At 71.5% G+C, this 16,216-nt stretch carries 11 protein-coding genes; 3 read left to right on the top strand and 8 right to left on the bottom strand.

The window, feature by feature from the left end:
• Positions 1 to 6: 6 nt before the first annotated feature.
• Genes AQI70_RS29135 through AQI70_RS29120 form a run of 4 tightly spaced genes read right to left on the bottom strand, consistent with a single transcriptional unit; the run spans position 7 to position 4,322 of the window.
• Positions 7 to 648 (bottom strand): GTP-binding protein, encoded by a 642-nt coding sequence (locus AQI70_RS29135; protein ID WP_003997952.1) that lies wholly within the window; start codon positions 646 to 648, stop codon positions 7 to 9.
• Positions 629 to 1,057: a DUF742 domain-containing protein gene (locus tag AQI70_RS29130; protein ID WP_062155247.1), complete on the bottom strand. Its 429-nt coding sequence runs from the start codon at positions 1,055 to 1,057 to the stop codon at positions 629 to 631. The genes AQI70_RS29135 and AQI70_RS29130 overlap by 20 nt, the downstream gene beginning before the upstream one ends.
• Positions 1,054 to 1,557 (bottom strand): roadblock/LC7 domain-containing protein, encoded by a 504-nt coding sequence (locus AQI70_RS29125; protein WP_062155245.1) that lies wholly within the window; start codon positions 1,555 to 1,557, stop codon positions 1,054 to 1,056. The genes AQI70_RS29130 and AQI70_RS29125 overlap by 4 nt, the downstream gene beginning before the upstream one ends.
• Positions 1,554 to 4,322: a sensor histidine kinase gene (locus tag AQI70_RS29120; RefSeq protein WP_425264643.1), complete on the bottom strand. Its 2,769-nt coding sequence runs from the start codon at positions 4,320 to 4,322 to the stop codon at positions 1,554 to 1,556. Before AQI70_RS29120 ends, AQI70_RS29125 begins: the two co-directional genes overlap by 4 nt.
• Before the next feature lie 366 nt (positions 4,323 to 4,688).
• Between AQI70_RS29120 and AQI70_RS29115 the strand changes: the two genes are divergently transcribed.
• Entirely contained in the window at positions 4,689 to 5,477 is a 789-nt protein-coding gene (locus tag AQI70_RS29115; RefSeq protein WP_062155241.1) for a protein phosphatase 2C domain-containing protein, read from the top strand.
• Positions 5,478 to 5,482: 5 nt separating this feature from the next.
• Here the strand turns inward: AQI70_RS29115 and AQI70_RS29110 are convergent, their stop codons facing one another.
• Complete coding sequence (locus AQI70_RS29110; RefSeq protein WP_062155239.1) at positions 5,483 to 9,616, bottom strand: tetratricopeptide repeat protein; 4,134 nt, start codon at positions 9,614 to 9,616, stop codon at positions 5,483 to 5,485.
• A gap of 173 nt (positions 9,617 to 9,789) precedes the next feature.
• Complete coding sequence (locus tag AQI70_RS29105) at positions 9,790 to 10,284, bottom strand: MarR family winged helix-turn-helix transcriptional regulator (protein ID WP_062155237.1); 495 nt, start codon at positions 10,282 to 10,284, stop codon at positions 9,790 to 9,792.
• 242 nt (positions 10,285 to 10,526) lie between these two features.
• Between AQI70_RS29105 and AQI70_RS29100 the strand changes: the two genes are divergently transcribed.
• Positions 10,527 to 11,498, top strand: a complete 972-nt coding sequence (locus AQI70_RS29100; RefSeq protein WP_062155235.1) for a lysozyme — start codon at positions 10,527 to 10,529, stop codon at positions 11,496 to 11,498.
• 73 nt (positions 11,499 to 11,571) lie between these two features.
• On the opposite strand, the gene lon is transcribed toward AQI70_RS29100, so the two are convergent.
• On the bottom strand, positions 11,572 to 13,986 hold the full coding sequence (gene lon, locus AQI70_RS29095) for an endopeptidase La (protein WP_062155233.1): 2,415 nt from the start codon (positions 13,984 to 13,986) through the stop codon (positions 11,572 to 11,574).
• 182 nt (positions 13,987 to 14,168) lie between these two features.
• Between lon and AQI70_RS29090 the strand changes: the two genes are divergently transcribed.
• Positions 14,169 to 14,963: a GNAT family N-acetyltransferase gene (locus AQI70_RS29090; RefSeq protein WP_062155231.1), complete on the top strand. Its 795-nt coding sequence runs from the start codon at positions 14,169 to 14,171 to the stop codon at positions 14,961 to 14,963.
• 45 nt (positions 14,964 to 15,008) lie between these two features.
• Here AQI70_RS29090 and AQI70_RS29085 read toward each other — a convergent pair whose 3' ends face one another.
• Complete coding sequence (locus AQI70_RS29085) at positions 15,009 to 15,950, bottom strand: rhomboid-like protein (RefSeq protein ID WP_425264644.1); 942 nt, start codon at positions 15,948 to 15,950, stop codon at positions 15,009 to 15,011.
• Positions 15,951 to 16,216: the final 266 nt, after the last annotated feature.

Here is a 16,216-nt window from a genome sequence, read left to right as displayed (position 1 = left end):
CCGGTGCTACTCGGGGGTGACGTCGAGTGCGTGACCGACGAGGGCCAGCAGGGTCTCGATCACCGAGATCCGGCGCCGCGCGTCCATGATCATGACAGGTATGTGCGCGGGGATCGTCAGGGCCTCGCGCACGTCCTCCGCCTCGAACAGCTCGCTGCCGTCGAAGTGGTTGACGGCGACGACGTACGGCAGCCCGGAGCTCTCGAAGTAGTCCAGTACCGGGAAGCAGTCCTTCAGCCGACGGGTGTCGGCCATGACGACGGCACCGATCGCGCCCCGCACGATGTCGTCCCACATGAACCAGAACCGCTGCTGGCCCGGCGTGCCGAACAGGTACAGCACCAGGTCGTCGTCGAGCGTGATGCGGCCGAAGTCCATGGCCACGGTCGTGGTCAGCTTGCCGGGCGTCGAGGAGAGGTCGTCGGTCGCCTCGCTCGCCTCGGTCATCAGCGCCTCGGTCTGCAGGGGCGTGATCTCCGAGACGGCGGTGACCAGCGTGGTCTTGCCGACGCCGAAGCCGCCCGCGACCACGATCTTCGTGGCGATCGGGGCCCGGGTCCGATCGGTCTGCCAGGAGCGCAGGTTTTCGTCGGGTTCGACGAACGGGGAGACGCCGGAGGCGGCGGCGTCAGAGACGACGGAGTCCACTCAGCACCCTTTCCAGCAGAGCGCGGTCCGGCCGGCCCGTGCCGTGGCCGGTTCCGGTGCCGTACACACGGATCTTTCCCTGGTCCGCGAGATCGCTGAGGAGCACCCGGACCACGCCGAGCGGCATCTTCAGCAGCGCGGCGATCTCGGCCACCGTGCGCATACGGCGGCACAGTTCAACGATGGCCCGCATCTCCGGCATGACACGGGAGGTGAGGGAACCATTCGTCAGTTCCCTGCGCTCCTCGGGAGCCTCCAACGCCGCTGTGCTGCTGACGAACGTCTCCACGAGCAGGACATGGCCGAAGCGGGTACGGCCGCCGGTGAGCGAGTAGGGACGCACGCGGGCGGGCTTGCGGTCGCCGCCGCGGACGGGGAGCTGGGTCCTGCTCTTCGGGGCGTTGCTCATCGGGTACTCCCTGCCGACTCGGCCTCAAGGGATTGCCGTAGCTCACTGCGGAGTTCGGGAGTGAGGACGTGTCCGGCACGGCCCACGAACAGGGCCATGTGGTACGCCACCACGCTCATGTCGCAGTCCGCGGAGCCGTGGACGCCGAGCAGTGAGCCGTCGCTGATCGACATCACGAAGAGGCTGCCCTCGTCCATGGCGACCATCGTGTGCTTGACGCCGCCGAACTCCATCAGCCTGGCGGCGCCGACGGTGAGGCTGCCGATGCCGGAGACGATGGTGGCGAGGTCGGCGGAGGAGCCGCGCGGGCCGGTGGGCCTGTCGTTCCTCGCCTCGCGGGCCTCGGCGTTTCGGCCCGGGTCGGAGGAGAGCAGGAGCAGGCCGTCCGAGGAGACCACGGCGACTGACTGGATGCCCGGCACCTCCTCGACCAGATTCGTCAGCAACCAGTGCAGGTTGCGGGCTTCACTGCTCAGTCCGAAGGTACTGGGCGCGGTCAACTGCTTGCCTCCTCGACTGTGCCCCCCGTGGCTGCTTCGGATTCAGTGGTTTCTGCGGTCGGTGCCTTGGTCTGGCCGGTCTGTTCGGCGATCTCCGCCTGTACGTGGCGGTGACCGGCCTCCGCCCCCTGGTGAAAGCCGCCCAGCCTCCTGCGGAGGGCTTCGGCGTCGACGCCGGCGGTCCGCTGGCGCGGGGCCTGTACGGGGGCGGTGATCTTCGGGGTGCGTTTGGGGAGGCCCTTGTCGGTCAGGAGCTCCTCGTCCGGGGTGCGGGCGTGTTCCGCCTCGGCTTCGCCTTCGGCGGGTTCGTTCCCACCGGGTGCGGGTGGCCCCTGTGGGGTGTCCTCGTCGTCGGCGGCCGCGGGTTCGTCGGTCCCCGGGGCGTCGGTCAGCGGTACCGGGAGCAGGAGTTCCATCGTGGTCTCGGCGGGATGCTCGCGCTCCTGCTCGGCCGCGGCCGCACTCTCCGGTACGGCCTCTTCGGCGTCCCCCTTCTCCCGTACGGCCTGCTCGGCCAGCGCCACCAGCGGGTCCTCGCTCTGCGAGCGGCCCCGCAGGACGTTGGAGTTGGCCTCGGCGTCAGCGCCCGGCAGGGAGAAGGTGTGCGGGCCGTGGGCCGGTGTCTGCGACGGGACCGCGGCCGGTGCGGCAGCCGACAGCAGGCCCTTGGACAGCACCGCGACCGCCGCGACCCCGCCCTGCTTCTGCTCGCGCAGCTGGACGCGGACGCCGTGGCGGTGGGCGAGGCGCGCGACGACGTACAGGCCGAGGCCCAGGCCGTCGTCGCCCTCCTGGTCGTAGGTGGCCTCGGGGTCGAAGTCGGCGAGGCGGGAGTTGAGGCGGGCCATGCGTTCGGCGGTCATGCCGATGCCCTCGTCCTGGACGGAGAGCATGACCTCGCCGTTCTCCAGCAGCCAGCCGGAGACCTCGACGGGCAGGTCGGGCGGGGAGAACGAGGTGGCGTTCTCCATGAGTTCGGCCAGCAGATGGGAGAGGTCGTCCGCGGCGAAGCCCGCCACGTGCGCGTGCGGCGGCAGAGCGGCGATGCGGACCCGCTCGTACCGCTCGATCTCGCTGACCGCCGCACGGACGACGTCGACGAGCGGGACCGGTCCGGCGTGCTGCTGGACGTGCTCGGTGCCGGCCAGGACGAGGAGGTTCTCGCTGTGCCGGCGCATGACCGTGGCGAAGTGGTCGAGCTTGAAGAGCGTGGCAAGCCGGTCGGGGTCCTGCTCGCGCTCCTCCAGGCCTTCGATGACGGCGAGTTGACGCTCGACCAAGCCGAGGGTGCGCAGGGCCAGGTTGACGAAGGTGCCGCCGATGCTGCCGCGCAGACGCTCCAGCTGGGCGGCGGACTCGGCGAGTTCGGTGCGCAGCTCCTCGCGGGCGTCGGCCATCTTCTGGCGCTGGCCGACGAGGTGCTTGCGGTCGGCCTCCAGGGTGGCGATGCGCTCGTGGAGGGCGGCGGCGTGCGCGTGCAGGGCGTTGACGGAACGGACGACCTGGGCGAACTCGTCGTTGCGCCCGGTGAACCTGACGGGCTCTTCGGCCGCCGGGTCCTCGGCCCGGGCGAGCCGGGCGGAGCCGAGCCGCAGGACCGCCAGCGGCCGGGTGAGGGAGCGCGCCATACCGGTGGCGACGCCGACGGCGAGCAGCATCAGGGCGCCGAGGATCGCGATGCGGATCTCCAGCGCGGTGACGTCGTCGTCGCGGAGCTGTTCGAGGGCCTTGGTGCGGCGGTCGTAGAGGGCGGACTCCACGCCCCGCATCAGGTCGACGCGGGCGGAGAGGGCGGCCTCGGCGCGCTTGGTGTCGGTGCCGAGATCCCGGTCGGAGAGCGTGGCCTGGTCGGTGAGGGCGGCGAGATACCGCTCGGCGGTGTCGGCCTCGGGACCGGTGACCGTGGAGTCGTACGAGGTGCGCGCGGCCTTGGGGGCGGTGTCGCGGAAGTCGGCGAGGGCGGCGTCGGAGCGCAGGCGGGCCTGCTGGGCGGCGGCGCTGAGCGTGTCGCGCTGCTTGGCGTCGGCGTCCGAGGAGGTCTTCTGGGTGCTCGCGACGCCGGTGACCGGGTCGATGACGGTCTCGGTGGTGGTCGGCACGCTGAGGGCGGCGAGCAGCAGCCCACGGGCGGCTGCGGCCTGCTGCACGGCGGAGTCCAGCTCGGCCAGGGCGTGCGCGCCGGCGCCCGCGCGGGGCGGCAGCTGCTCGGCCAGGGACTCGGCGAGCCGGTGGAGTTCGGTGATGGTGGCCGAGTAGGCGCCGTGCGCCTCCAGCGCGGTGCTCTTGCCGGTGAGCGCGGCCCTGCGGACGGCCGCGATGCCGTCGAGGTCGTCGCGCAGCGAGGCGGGGGCGTCGGTGTCGGCGCGCAGTTCCTCCACCTGCCGGTCGACGCGGGCGCTGCGCTGCTCGCTGGGCGCCTTGGACTTGGGGCGGCCGGCGGCGATGTAGGAGGTGACCTCGTCGCGCTCGTCGGCGAGGGAGTGGGCGAGGGTGAGCGCGTCCTCGGTCTGCTCGGCGAGGGTCACCAGCTGCTGGGAGTCGTGCAGTTGCCCGGAGGCGGCGACGACCGACGGTACGCCGGCTCCGGCGATGGCGGCGGCCACGACGGCCACGGCGACGATCAGCCGGTTGCGTACGTGAGTCGGGCGGCCCTTGCCGACGGGTGTCTCATCGGTCGTCGTGCCGGGCGTGGGCTCCGTGCCTCCTGCGGAGGCAGTCTGCTTGCCTGAGCGACGAGGCCGCATCTTCTGCACCGGTGCTCGCATTCCTGACTCGTGATACCCATGGATCCAGGTGACGCTGCGTCAACTAGCGCCGACTCTGCGTACGCCTGATACGGTTCCCGACCCTCCCAGTGCCGGTGGGCAGCGATCGTGCATCACCTGACCCGCCACCCGAAGGAGTGAACCCTGGAGAAGAGTTGGCGGGCAAGTTCCTCTGGCGCATGCACATGCCTTGCCCGGCGGGCCGGTTGGACGTCTGCGCCGGGCGGTGGCAATATTCGCCGCCACGCCCTCCCGGAGCGAACCATTCCACCCCAAATCAGGCGCTTGACCTGCGCGGCTGCACCCATCCCGCAACCAATGCAGGCCGTTCGCGAACCTTGTGAAGGCCTCGTGCAGACTGGCTGAATGCGAACAGAGCTTGTTTCGGAGCCCGGTGACCCGGCCCGCCCCAACGAGGACTTCGCAAGTGTCGCGCTTCCCGCCTCGGGACAGGGCGGCGTACTGGTGGCCCTGGACGGAGTGACGCCTCCGAGGAGTGAGACGGGCTGTCTGCATTCCGTTCCCTGGTTCACCGCGCGGCTGGGCGGAGCCCTGACCGAACTGACCGTTTCACTCCCGGATGTTCCCCTCGTCGACGCCTTGGCCCGCGCCATCGCGGTTACCGCCGGGACACACGCACAAACCTGTGACCTTTCTCACCCACGCACCCCACAGGCAACGGTGGTTCTGACGCGGTGGTCGGCGCGAGCCGTGGAGTACCTGGTCCTGTCCGACTCGGCCTTCCTGGTCGAGTCACCCGACGGGGCGGTCACGGCGTACCTGGACGACCGGCTGTCCCGCCTCCCGCGCGCGTCCCTCGCCACGGACGCCCTGATCGACGCTCACATCCGCAACAAGGAGGGCGGCTTCTTCACGGCCGCCGCGGATCCGTCCGTGGCGGGGCGGGCGGTGACGGGAGTGGTGCCGCGGGGGGACGTGCGGGCGCTGGCCGCGCTGACGGACGGGGCGACCCGGTGGGTGGAGAAGTTCCGGGAGGGGGACTGGGCGGACTGCTTCCGGCTCGTACGGAAGGAGGGGGCGCGGGAGTTGGTGGATCGCGTACGGGCTCTGGAGCGTGCCGATGCGGAAGAACGGGCGTATCTGGGGCGCAGCAAGACGCATGACGACGCGACGGTCGTGTACGCGGAGTTGTGAGCGCGCTACTCGCCCTCGGCGAGGGCCGACAGGACCGCTTCCGCGGCCTCCTCGGGCAAGTGCTCACGGAGTACGTCCTTGAAGGCGTCGTCCCCCAGGAGGACTCGCTGTTTGCGGAGCCAGTAAAGGTCCGTGGCGGTCGAGACTCCCAGCTGCAGGCGCATGGCGAAGGCCAGGAGATTGTAGGAGGTGCCTTGAGCGGGTTGGCCGCGTTTCGTTCGCAGTATGCCGAGTTGACTGGTGGTGGCGGCGATGCTGTCCCGGTCGCCGAGTTCCTCGCTGAGGGCGAGTGAACGGCGGTAGTACCGCTCGGCCTCGTCGTACTCGTCCCGATGCTCCGCGGCGATGCCGAGTTGGTGGTAGCCCATGGCGATGGCGCTTCGGTTGCCGAGTTGTTCGTTGATGGCGAGGGAACGGCGGTAGTGCCGCTCGGCTTCGTCGTACTGGCCCCGGGCTGCCGAGATCACCCCGAGCTGGTGGTAGACGGTGGCGATTCCCTCTCGGTGGCCGAGCTCTTCGCTGAGGGCGAGTGAACGGCGGTAGTGCCGCTCGGCTTCGTCGTGCCTCTCCAGTCGCTCCGCGATGCTGCCGAGTTGGAGGTAACTCGTGGCGATGGACTTTCGCCGGCCGAGTTCTTCACTGATGGCGAGTGCCTTGCGATAGAGCTCTTCGGCCCGGGCATAGTCCCCCCGGCTCTCAGCGATGATGCCGAGATGGTGGTGGGCGATGGCGACGCCTTCTCGGTCGCCGACTTCTTCCGCGATGGCGAGCGATTTCCGGGAGTGCTGTTCGGCTTCGGCGTACTCTCCGCGCGCTTCCGCGATGACGCCCAGGTGGTGGTGGTAGTCGGCGGCGTACCCGGAACGGTCCGGAGACCAGGTGAGGCTTTCCTTGACCAGTCGCTCTTCCCAGTCCCACGCACCCCAGATGTGCAGTTGCTGGCACACCTGGCCGGTGAGACTGTGCGCCTGATCGAGGTCACCGGCCCGGTGATGATGGTGGCGGGCCTCGATGCAGGCGAGGATGGCGGCTGTCCCCTCCCGCTGCCGTACCGAGCGCCACCGCCAGTAGGCGGCAGCCCGGCGCTGAGCCGCTGTCCGCGTGTCCGCAGTGGTGCCTTCCTGGAGGGCTTTCGCGGTCCATCGGTGCACCACCAAGCCGCTGGGCCGACTGCCCGGCTCGTCCTGGGGCGCGGAGGCCGGTGAGACGAGCCCCAGTGCCAGCAGCAGGGACAAGGCGTCCTCGCCGCGCTCGTCCAGCCGGACGGGGGGCCGGGCCAGCTCGTCGAGATCACGTCTGTACTGGTCGAACGTCTGCGGAGGAAGTCCCCAGCCGGTCTCCGCTCCGGCCCCCGCGGCCACGGCGTCGTCGATCTGCTGGTTCACGGCACGGAGCCGTGCCATCAGCGCGGCATCGGCAGCCGGCGCGGCGGTCAGGTCCGACAACTGCCAGGCGGCCCCCGTCCGGTCGACCGGACGGCGATACACCGCGAGTCCCTCCAACAGCCGCCGCGCCACCGGCACCCCGTCCAGCTGGCCCAGCAGCGTGTCGAGCAGCACGTCGTCCACGGCCAGCGTGACCGTTTCGGCCAGCGCCTTGTCCAGGTCGCCCGCGACCCCGGCCAGCCACCGCTGCGGATCACGCACACCGCGCCGCTCCAGTGCCTCTTCCATGCGGTCGGCGACGTCGGGGAATCGGGCATCGCCTCCGCGCAGCAGCGCGTCCAGATACTCCAGTGCCCGCGGATGCCCGCCGACATCGGTGTACGCGCGCGGAAGCTCCTTGGGCCCGAGGGCGTCCAGTCCAGGCAGCCGCCAGATCAGCTTGCGGGTTTCCGCGAACGACAGCGGGCCGAGGTGATGCGCCGTCAGTCGCCGGTGCATCCGCTTCGGCAGGCCGAACGGATACCGGCTGGTGACCAGCAGCCGAGTACGGGGCGCGGCAGCCGCCCAGGCGGCCAGGAAGTCCGCCAGGTCGGGATCGGAGAGCCGCCGGCCTCCGTCGGCACGGGTCAGGAGGTCCTCGGCGTTGTCCAGCACGAGCAGGACGGGCAGCCGTGGCAGCACGAGCCGCTGGACCAGCTCCCAGCGCTCCCGCCACGACGGCGTGGCGTTGACGAGCACGGCAGCCGCCCGGCGCAGCATGTCGTCCTCGGGCAGCCCCGCGCACTCGCAGTGAACGAAGAGCCGCTGGCGCAGGGTCTCCAGAACCGAGTCGACCGTCGGAGCCGTGGCGGCCGGGACGGGCACGACCAACCCGGCCTCGGCGCCCAGGTGATGCAGCAACTCGGCGGTCAGCGTCGACTTGCCGACCCCGCCGATCCCGTGGATCAGCACACCGGCCCGGTCGGAGTCACGCAGCGCGGCCAGCAGTTGCCGCAACTCCGCCCGGCGGCCCACGAACTCCCCGACCTTGCGCACCACCATGCCTTCTTCCAGCACCCTCTCGGGCGCCGAGGCCACCCGCTCGACGCCTGCCCCGGCATCGAACAGCGGCAGCGGCGACCCGGCGAGGAACAGAGACGGAGTGGACCACTCCGGCCACTCGGCACGCGGATCGCCAGCCGGCGCCTGCTGCCGTACCGCCTCCAGCCGCCGTCGCGCCCGGGACAGCGCGGTCAGCGGGACCGGATGCTCCGCCCTGGCCAGTTCCTCGTACACCAGGGCGGCCAGCTCGGTGGCGTACCGGTCGGTGACCGCCTCCGTCATGGCCAGCACGCCCGGGACCCCTCGCCCCAGAAGCGCCCGTGCCAGCCCCGCACGGGCCTCGGCGGCGGCCTCCTCGGCGTCGGCCTCCGGTGCCTGCGCGGTGGAACAGCCGGCCAGGACCACCAGAGGCACCCCACGCCCCGGCGGCAGCACCTCGTCCATGAACCGCCGCGCGTCGACCTCGTCCACCCCGCCGTCGTCCTTCTCCAGGAACAGCACACCCGGGGCGGCATGACACGACAGATGCAGGACGTGGAAACGCTCCTCCTCCAGAGCGGCGCGCATCTCGGCGACGCTGCCCCAGTTCAGTACCCGGACATACGCACCCTGCTTGGTCCGGACCGTGCCCACCGCGTCCAGGATGCGCGCCAGCTCGTGCTCGTAGTCGAGCAGTTCACCGCCGCCCGCCTCCGGGCTCGCGACCACGGCCAGAATCCGCAGCGGTCCCGGGATCGGCATCGCCACCGGCGGGGCCTCCCGCCGCACCTTGCGATAGAGGTCGACGTGTTCGGACAGCACCAGCGGTCGCTGTGCGCCGGGGACCGTCAAGCTCTCCCAGGGCAGGTCCCGCCACTGCGGTACGTCCACCTGAAGTCCGATCCGCAGCGGGGCGTGGCAGTTGCGGGCCGTCGCCTCCTCCCGCCGCAGCGCGGCTCCCACCTCGCCGTTCAGGAACCGCTCGCCCAGGGTCCGGCCGACGGCGGCCAGGGCGCCGTTCACACCACCGGAGACCGCCGGCGTGTCCTTGGCGGGCGCGGTACGGGTCACATGCCCACCGCGCAGCCGCTCCCTGGCCCGCCGCAACGCCCAGAGCCGCTCCTCCAGCTCACGGTCCAGCTCGGCAGGCGTGCCGGTCACCTCAGTGCCCTCGGTGGAGAACACCACCGACTCCGGCCCGACCCGTAACTCGGCGTGGACGGGTCCGTCCGGCCGGTACTGCAATCCCGGGGGCAGGGTCACCTCACCGGTGGGCGCCGGTCGCCGCGAGTCCGCCAGCCCCTGCACCGCGCGCACGAGTTGCCGGACGTTCGCCTTGTACCGGTCCGGTGTGGCCACCCTGCGGAAGTCGACGAACAGCCGTGAGGCGATGAAGGGCGGAACGGTCGCCACCTCGCCCCAGAGCACGGGGATCACCCGCTGCAGGCCGTCGGTCGAAGCCGTCAGGGCCGCCGAGAGCTCCTCCTGGCACCACTCGGAGGCGATCCACTTCGGGCTCACCACGGCCACCAGCGCGTCGGCCTTCGCCAACCCGTCCTGCAACCGTGTGGCCACTCGCTGCCCCGCGACCAGTTCCCACCGGTCGAACCACACCTTCAGCCCGAGCGCCTCAAGATTCTCCGCCAGCGTCTTGGGCCAGTCCCCGTCGTCGTAGGCGTAGGAGAAGAACACATCGAACCGCTCGGCGCCGGCCGCGGCCTCGGCTCCGCCCACATCGCACCCCCGTACGCGGCACCCTGGACCTCAGCCCTGACCGCTGCCCACCCCGAGTCCCAGGAATGACGAGAATGCCAGGACTCCCAGCCCGCGGCAGCCATAACGGCCATTTCCCCCGCCCGGGGCCGGACAACTCGCGATCGTCCTCCCCCAAGGCCTCACGGCCTGCCCTACTTCTCCATCCCCCGGTTCAGCTGGTTCAACAACCGGGCCAGCTCCGCCACCTCGCCCCGGTCCCAGTGGGACAGCTGCGCGACATACCTGGCCCGCCGCGCCTCCCGCACCTTGGCGACCCGCCCGCGCCCCTCCTCCGTGAGGTGCACCAACCACGCCCGCCCGTCGGCGGGGTCCGGCTCCCGCGCGACCAGGCCCAGGTCCTCCAGGGCGTGCAGCTGGCGGGACATGGTGGCCTTGCCGACGCCGATGTAGGCGGCGAGCTCGGTGGCCCGCTGGCGTCCGGATTCGTCCAGACGGACCAGCAGCCCGTACGCCGCCGACTCCAGGTCCGGATGCACCTGCCGGGCCATCTCGCCCTGCTTGGCCCGGGCACGCCGGAACAGCACCGTCAACTCGCGTTCGAGGTCCAGGAACTCGGGCTGGTCCATACCACCACCGGACGCCCCGGATTCGACTCGCCGCTCGTCGCCGTTTCCGTCTTCGTGCACGTCAGCCCCTACCTCGGTGTTCCCGGTCCGGAAAGTTTCCGCCAACCGCCGCCATCGCCGCAGCTCCGTCAGTATTTCGCAGGCTTGGACCAACGGCAGCCTTGGCAGCCCCTTCCACCTGCCCTTCTGCGCGCGTAGCTTCTCTACCGGTTCCGACTGGCATGTACACGTCGAGAAGCCGCCATCCGTACGCACCCCGAGCGTTTCCCCACCGAGCGCGACCGAGCCTTCGGAGGCACGCTATGCCCGTGCACAGACCCGAACCGCTCCGCCCCCGGCGCCCGCACCTCGCGGGGCTCCCACTCGCCCTCGCCCCTGCCCTCGGCCTCGCGCTGGCCCTCGCCCCACCGCCCGCCCGCGCTGCCGCCGCCGACACCCCACCACCCGCGTCCGCTGCCACCTCAACCGCCACGGCCACTGGCGCTGCCGCTGCCGCTGCAACCGCCACTGCCACTGCCACTGCCGACACCCCACCACCCGCCTCCCCTGCCGCCGCCGACACCCCGGCCCCCCGCGGCTCCGCCCACATGGGCATGGGCGTAGCGGCCCACGACGGCGTGCACGGCCTGCCCCTCACCACCCTGGCCACCCAGACGGAAGGCGTGGACGTCTCCAGCCACCAGGGCGACGTCGCCTGGTCGACCCTGTGGAACAGCGGGGTCAAGTGGGCCTACGTGAAGGCCACCGAGGGGACGTACTACAAGAACCCGTACTTCACCCAGCAGTACAACGGCTCCTACAAGGTCGGCATGATCCGCGGGGCCTACCACTTCGCCACCCCGGACACCACCAATGGAGCAACGCAGGCCGACTATTTCGTCGACCGCGGCGGAGGCTGGTCCCACGACGGCAAGACCCTGCCCGGCGCCCTGGACATCGAGTGGAACCCGTACGGAGACGCCTGCTACGGCAAGTCACCGAGCGGGATGGTCACCTGGATCCGCGACTTCCTGAACCGGTACAAGGCCCGCACCGGCCGGGACGCCGTCATCTACACGGCGACCAACTGGTGGAAACAGTGCACCGGCAACTACAGCGGCTTCGCCTCCGCCAACCCGCTGTGGATCGCCCGGTACGCGTCGACGGTGGGCGAGCTGCCGGCGGGGTGGTCGTACTACACGATGTGGCAGTACACGTCCTCCGGACCGACGGTCGGTGACCACAACAGGTTCAACGGGGCCCTGGACCGACTGCGGGCCCTGGCGAACGGCTGACACACAGCCGTACGGCGAAGGCCCGGGCCTCCCTCACGAGAACACCCGGGCCCCGCCTGTCCGGAAGCGTCCGTCACGCCGCCACCGGAACCTCCGGCGCCGCGCCGTTCGTGGCCGGCGACAGGGCCAGTTCCAGGACCTGGCGGACGTCGGTCACGGCGTGGACGTCGAGCTTGTCCAGCACCTCGGCCGGGACGTCGTCCAGGTCGGGCTCGTTGCGCTTGGGGATGATCACCGTGGTGACCCCGGCGCGGTGCGCGGCCAGCAGCTTCTGCTTCACGCCGCCGATGGGCAGGACCCGGCCCGTCAGGGAGACCTCGCCCGTCATCGCCACGTCCGTGCGGACCAGGCGGCCGGACAGCAGCGACGCCAGTGCCGTCGTCATCGTGATGCCCGCGCTCGGGCCGTCCTTCGGCACCGCGCCCGCCGGGAAGTGGATGTGCACGCCCCGGTCCTTCAGATCGGCGACCGGGAGCTCCAGTTCGGCGCCATGGCTGCGCAGGAAGGACAGGGCGATCTGCGCCGACTCCTTCATGACGTCACCCAGTTGGCCGGTCAGGGTCAGACCGGCCGCGCCCGTCTCCGGGTCGGCCAGCGACGCCTCCACGAACAGCACGTCGCCGCCGGCGCCGGTCACCGCGAGGCCGGTCGCGACGCCCGGGACCGCCGTACGCCGCTCGGCCGGATCCTGCGCCGACTCCGGCACATGGTGCGGCCGGCCGATCAAACCGCGCAGGTCGCCCTCGCCGATCGTGAACGGCAGCTTCCGCTCGCCCAGTTCGTGCTGGGCCGCCACCTTGCGGAGCAGGCGGGCGAGGGAGCGCTCCAGGTTGCGGACGCCCGCCTCGCGCGTGTACTCGCCGGCGAGCCTGCGCAGGGCGCCCTCGTCGACGGCGACCTCGTCCTGGTTCAGACCGGCCCGCTCCAGCTGGCGCGGGAGCAGGTGGTCGCGGGCGATGACGATCTTCTCGTCCTCGGTGTAGCCGTCGAGGCGGACCAGCTCCATACGGTCGAGCAGGGCCTCCGGGATGGCCTCCAGGACATTGGCGGTGGCGAGGAAGACGACGTCCGAGAGGTCGAGTTCGACCTCCAGGTAGTGGTCGCGGAAGGTGTGGTTCTGGGCCGGGTCCAGCACCTCCAGCAGAGCCGCCGCGGGGTCGCCGCGGAAGTCCGAGCCCACCTTGTCGATCTCGTCGAGGAGGACCACCGGGTTCATCGAGCCGGCCTCCTTGACGGCCCGCACGATGCGGCCGGGCAGCGCGCCGACGTAGGTACGGCGGTGGCCGCGGATCTCGGCCTCGTCGCGGACGCCGCCGAGGGCGACCCGGACGAACTTGCGGCCCATGGCGTGCGCGACGGACTCGCCGAGCGAGGTCTTGCCGACACCGGGCGGGCCGACCAGCGCCAGCACGGCACCGCCGCGCCGGCCGCCGACGACACCGAGGCCCCGGTCGGTACGGCGCTTGCGCACCGCCAGGTACTCGGTGATCCGCTCCTTCACGTCCTCCAGGCCCGCGTGCTCGGCGTCGAGCACGGCCTTCGCGCCCTGAATGTCGTACGCGTCCTCGGTCCGCTCGTTCCACGGGAGTTCGAGGACGGTGTCCAGCCAGGTGCGGATCCACGAGCCCTCGGGTGACTGGTCGCTCGCCCGCTCCAGCTTGTCGACCTCCTTGAGGGCGGCCTCACGGACCTTCTCCGGCAGGTCGGCGGCCTCGACGCGGGCGCGGTAGTCGTCGGACTCCTCGCCGTCCTTCTCGCCGTTCAGCTCGCGCAGCTCCTTGCGGACGGCCTCCAGCTGACGGCGCAGCAGGAACTCGCGCTGCTGCTTGTCGACGCCCTCCTGGACGTCCTTGGCGATGGTCTCGGCGACCTCCTGCTCGGCGAGGTGGTCGCGCAGCTGCTGGGTGGCGAGCCGGAGCCGGGCGACCGGGTCGGCGGTCTCCAGCAGCTCCACCTTCTGCTCGGTGGTCAGGAAGGGCGAGTACCCGGAGTTGTCGGCGAGGGCGGAGACGTCGTCGATGGCCTGGACCCGGTCGACGACCTGCCAGGCGCCGCGCTTGCGCAGCCAGGCGGTGGCGAGGGCCTTGTACTCCTTGACCAGTTCGGTGACCTGTCCGGGCAGCGGGTCGGGCACGCTCTCGTCGATGCGCGTCCCCTCGACCCACAGCGCCGCACCCGGCCCGGTCGTCCCGGCGCCGATCCTCACCCGGCCGCGGCCGCGGATCAGGGCGCCCGGGTCACCGTCGGCCAGCCGGCCGACCTGCTCGACGGTGCCGAGCACACCGGTGCTCGCGTACGTCCCGTCGATGCGGGGCACCAGCAGCACCCGTGGCTTTCCCGGCTGGGACCGGGCGGCGGCCTGCGCGGCCTCCACCGCGGCGCGGACATCGGCGTCGTTCAGATCCAGCGGGACCACCATTCCGGGCAGCACGACCTCGTCGTCGAGCGGCAGCACAGGCAGGGTGAGCGGTGTGGACGTCGAACCCATGATCTCCCCTTCGGCAGTCAAGTTGAGTTATGCCGACTCAATGTACGAGGGAGTCCGAATGTTCCCCGACCTCCGTTCGCTGTGAGCGATCACCACCGCCATGCGCTGTGACCTCGGCTTTCACAGAGGGCCCGGCGGAAAACCGGTTGCCGGGACGGACGCCTTCGCCCACCGTCTCCCCCGTGACAGAGACAGAGATCCTTCTCGCGGCCTACGACGACCAGATGCGCGGCGCGCCCCCGACCCCGCCCACCGGCGTGACGTACGAACACGACGGCCCGCTGCTGCGGACAGTCGGCGGATTCCGGGGCCTGGTCAGCGGCCCGCGCTCCCTCGGCGTACACGGCGCCGAACTCGACCGGCTCATCGCCCGCCAGCGCGACTTCTTCGCGGCGCGCGGTGAGGCGGTGGAGTGGAAGACCCGGTCCCACGACGACCCGGCCGACCTCATCGAACGTCTGCGTGCGGCGGGCTTCGTGCCCGAGGAGCGGGAGACGGTCCTGGTCGGACGCGCCGCCGACATGGCCGTACGGCAGCCCGTCCTGCCGGAGGGCGTGACGCTGCGCCGCGTCACGGCGGACGCGGACATGCGCCGTATCGCCGCGATGGAGTCGGTCGCGTGGAGGCAGGACTGGAGTTGGCTCGCCGACGATCTCATCGGCCGTGTCGCCTCCGCCCCGGACGAGATCGCCGTCTACATCGCCGAGGCGGAGGGCGAGGTCGTCTGCGCCGCGTGGCTGGTCTTCCGCGCGGGCACCGAGTTCGCGAGCCTGTGGGGCGGCTCCACGCTGGCCGAGTGGCGGGGCCGTGGAATCTACCGCGCCATGGTCGCCACCCGCGCCGCCCTCGCCGTCGCCCGGGGCGTCACCTACCTGCACGTCGACGCCTCCGACGACAGCGCGCCCATCCTGCGGCGGCTGGGCTTCGAGGCGGTGACGACGACGACGCCGTACGTGTGGTCGCCCGAGGCCGCCTGAGTCCGAGGGGCCGTAACCCCTGGCCCCTCCCCGGGACTTGGCCGCCTACCCCTGCTCCCGGTACCACCGCCGCACCACCGGCCACATCCCGAGACCGATGGCGAGGGCGATCAGATGCCCCCAATTGGTCAGCGGGTCCGTGAGGTTGAGCAGGTCCTGGATCAGCATCCCACCGAACAGCACCAGCACGGGCCAGCGCAGCCAGGGCCGCAGCAGTCCGGTCAGCGCGCCGAGGCTCGCGGCGACACCGAAGCTGATGCCGTAGTCGAGGCGGTGCAGGGAGCTGTCGGGGAGGTGGCCGGCCAGCACCGCGAACCCCACCGGGCCCTCGGTGGCGAGGGTGGCCAGGACGTGCCCGAGCAGGAAGACGACGGCCGTGCGCGGACCGCCGATCCGCCGCTCCAGCGCGGTGAGCACGAACAGGAAGCAGAGCGTGTACGGCGCCAGGATCCCGCCCGCCACCCACAGCGCGCTGGCGAGCAGCACCAGCACCGGGGCCCGTACGAGGTGGGCCACATCGGTGCTGGAGCCCTGGTGCAGGGCGTGGACCAGGGCGGGGTCGGCGTACGCGGCGATCAGTGAGGTGACGGCCAGTACGGCGGCGTAGGCGAAGGTGAACGGCGCGCCGGTGGGGGTGGGGAACAGATGCCAAGGGCGCAGACGCCAACGGCCGAGGGAACGCACGCGGGCGGGGGCTCCGGAGGCGCCCAGGGCATCCGGCACCGCCACCACGGCCGCGTGCGTCGCCCCACCTGCCACACGCACTGTCGCCGCGCCTGCCACGCGCACTTCTGACGCCGCCGCAGACGCCCCTGACGTCGCCGCAGACCACTCTGACGCCACCCCAGATGCGGCCGGGGCCGCCACGGAAGCCGCCGCCGGCGACGTCGGCTTCCCCGCGCCGCGTTGTCGCGGCACACCGTCCAGCAGCCCGGCCACATCGGGGAAACACGCGTCGGCGGAAGGGGTGTCCACGCTCGACGACACAGGGGAGCCGGGAGAGGAGCCCGTCGCGCCCACAGCACCGGTCCGTTCCAAGTGAGGTGCTCCTTCCGCTTTCCCCCCACCCTTGGCCCGCGACCCGCCCGTGTCTGTGACCGGCGCCACATGGGACCCGATTCTCAGCAACCTCTCAAGGAGCGCACGCGTCCTCCAAGAGGCTCACTGGCGTGCGTCAACCCGAAGCGGCCCCCGTACTCCCCGAGACCGAGGACCCGGTCTTCGGGGCACGGGCTCGCCCTCCGCGGTAATTC

The sequence above is a fragment of the Streptomyces curacoi genome, from assembly GCF_001513975.1.
In the GTDB taxonomy this organism is placed as follows: domain Bacteria; phylum Actinomycetota; class Actinomycetes; order Streptomycetales; family Streptomycetaceae; genus Streptomyces; species Streptomyces curacoi.
Note: the sequence above shows the minus strand (reverse complement) of the source record. Positions and strands in the feature narration are given on the sequence as shown.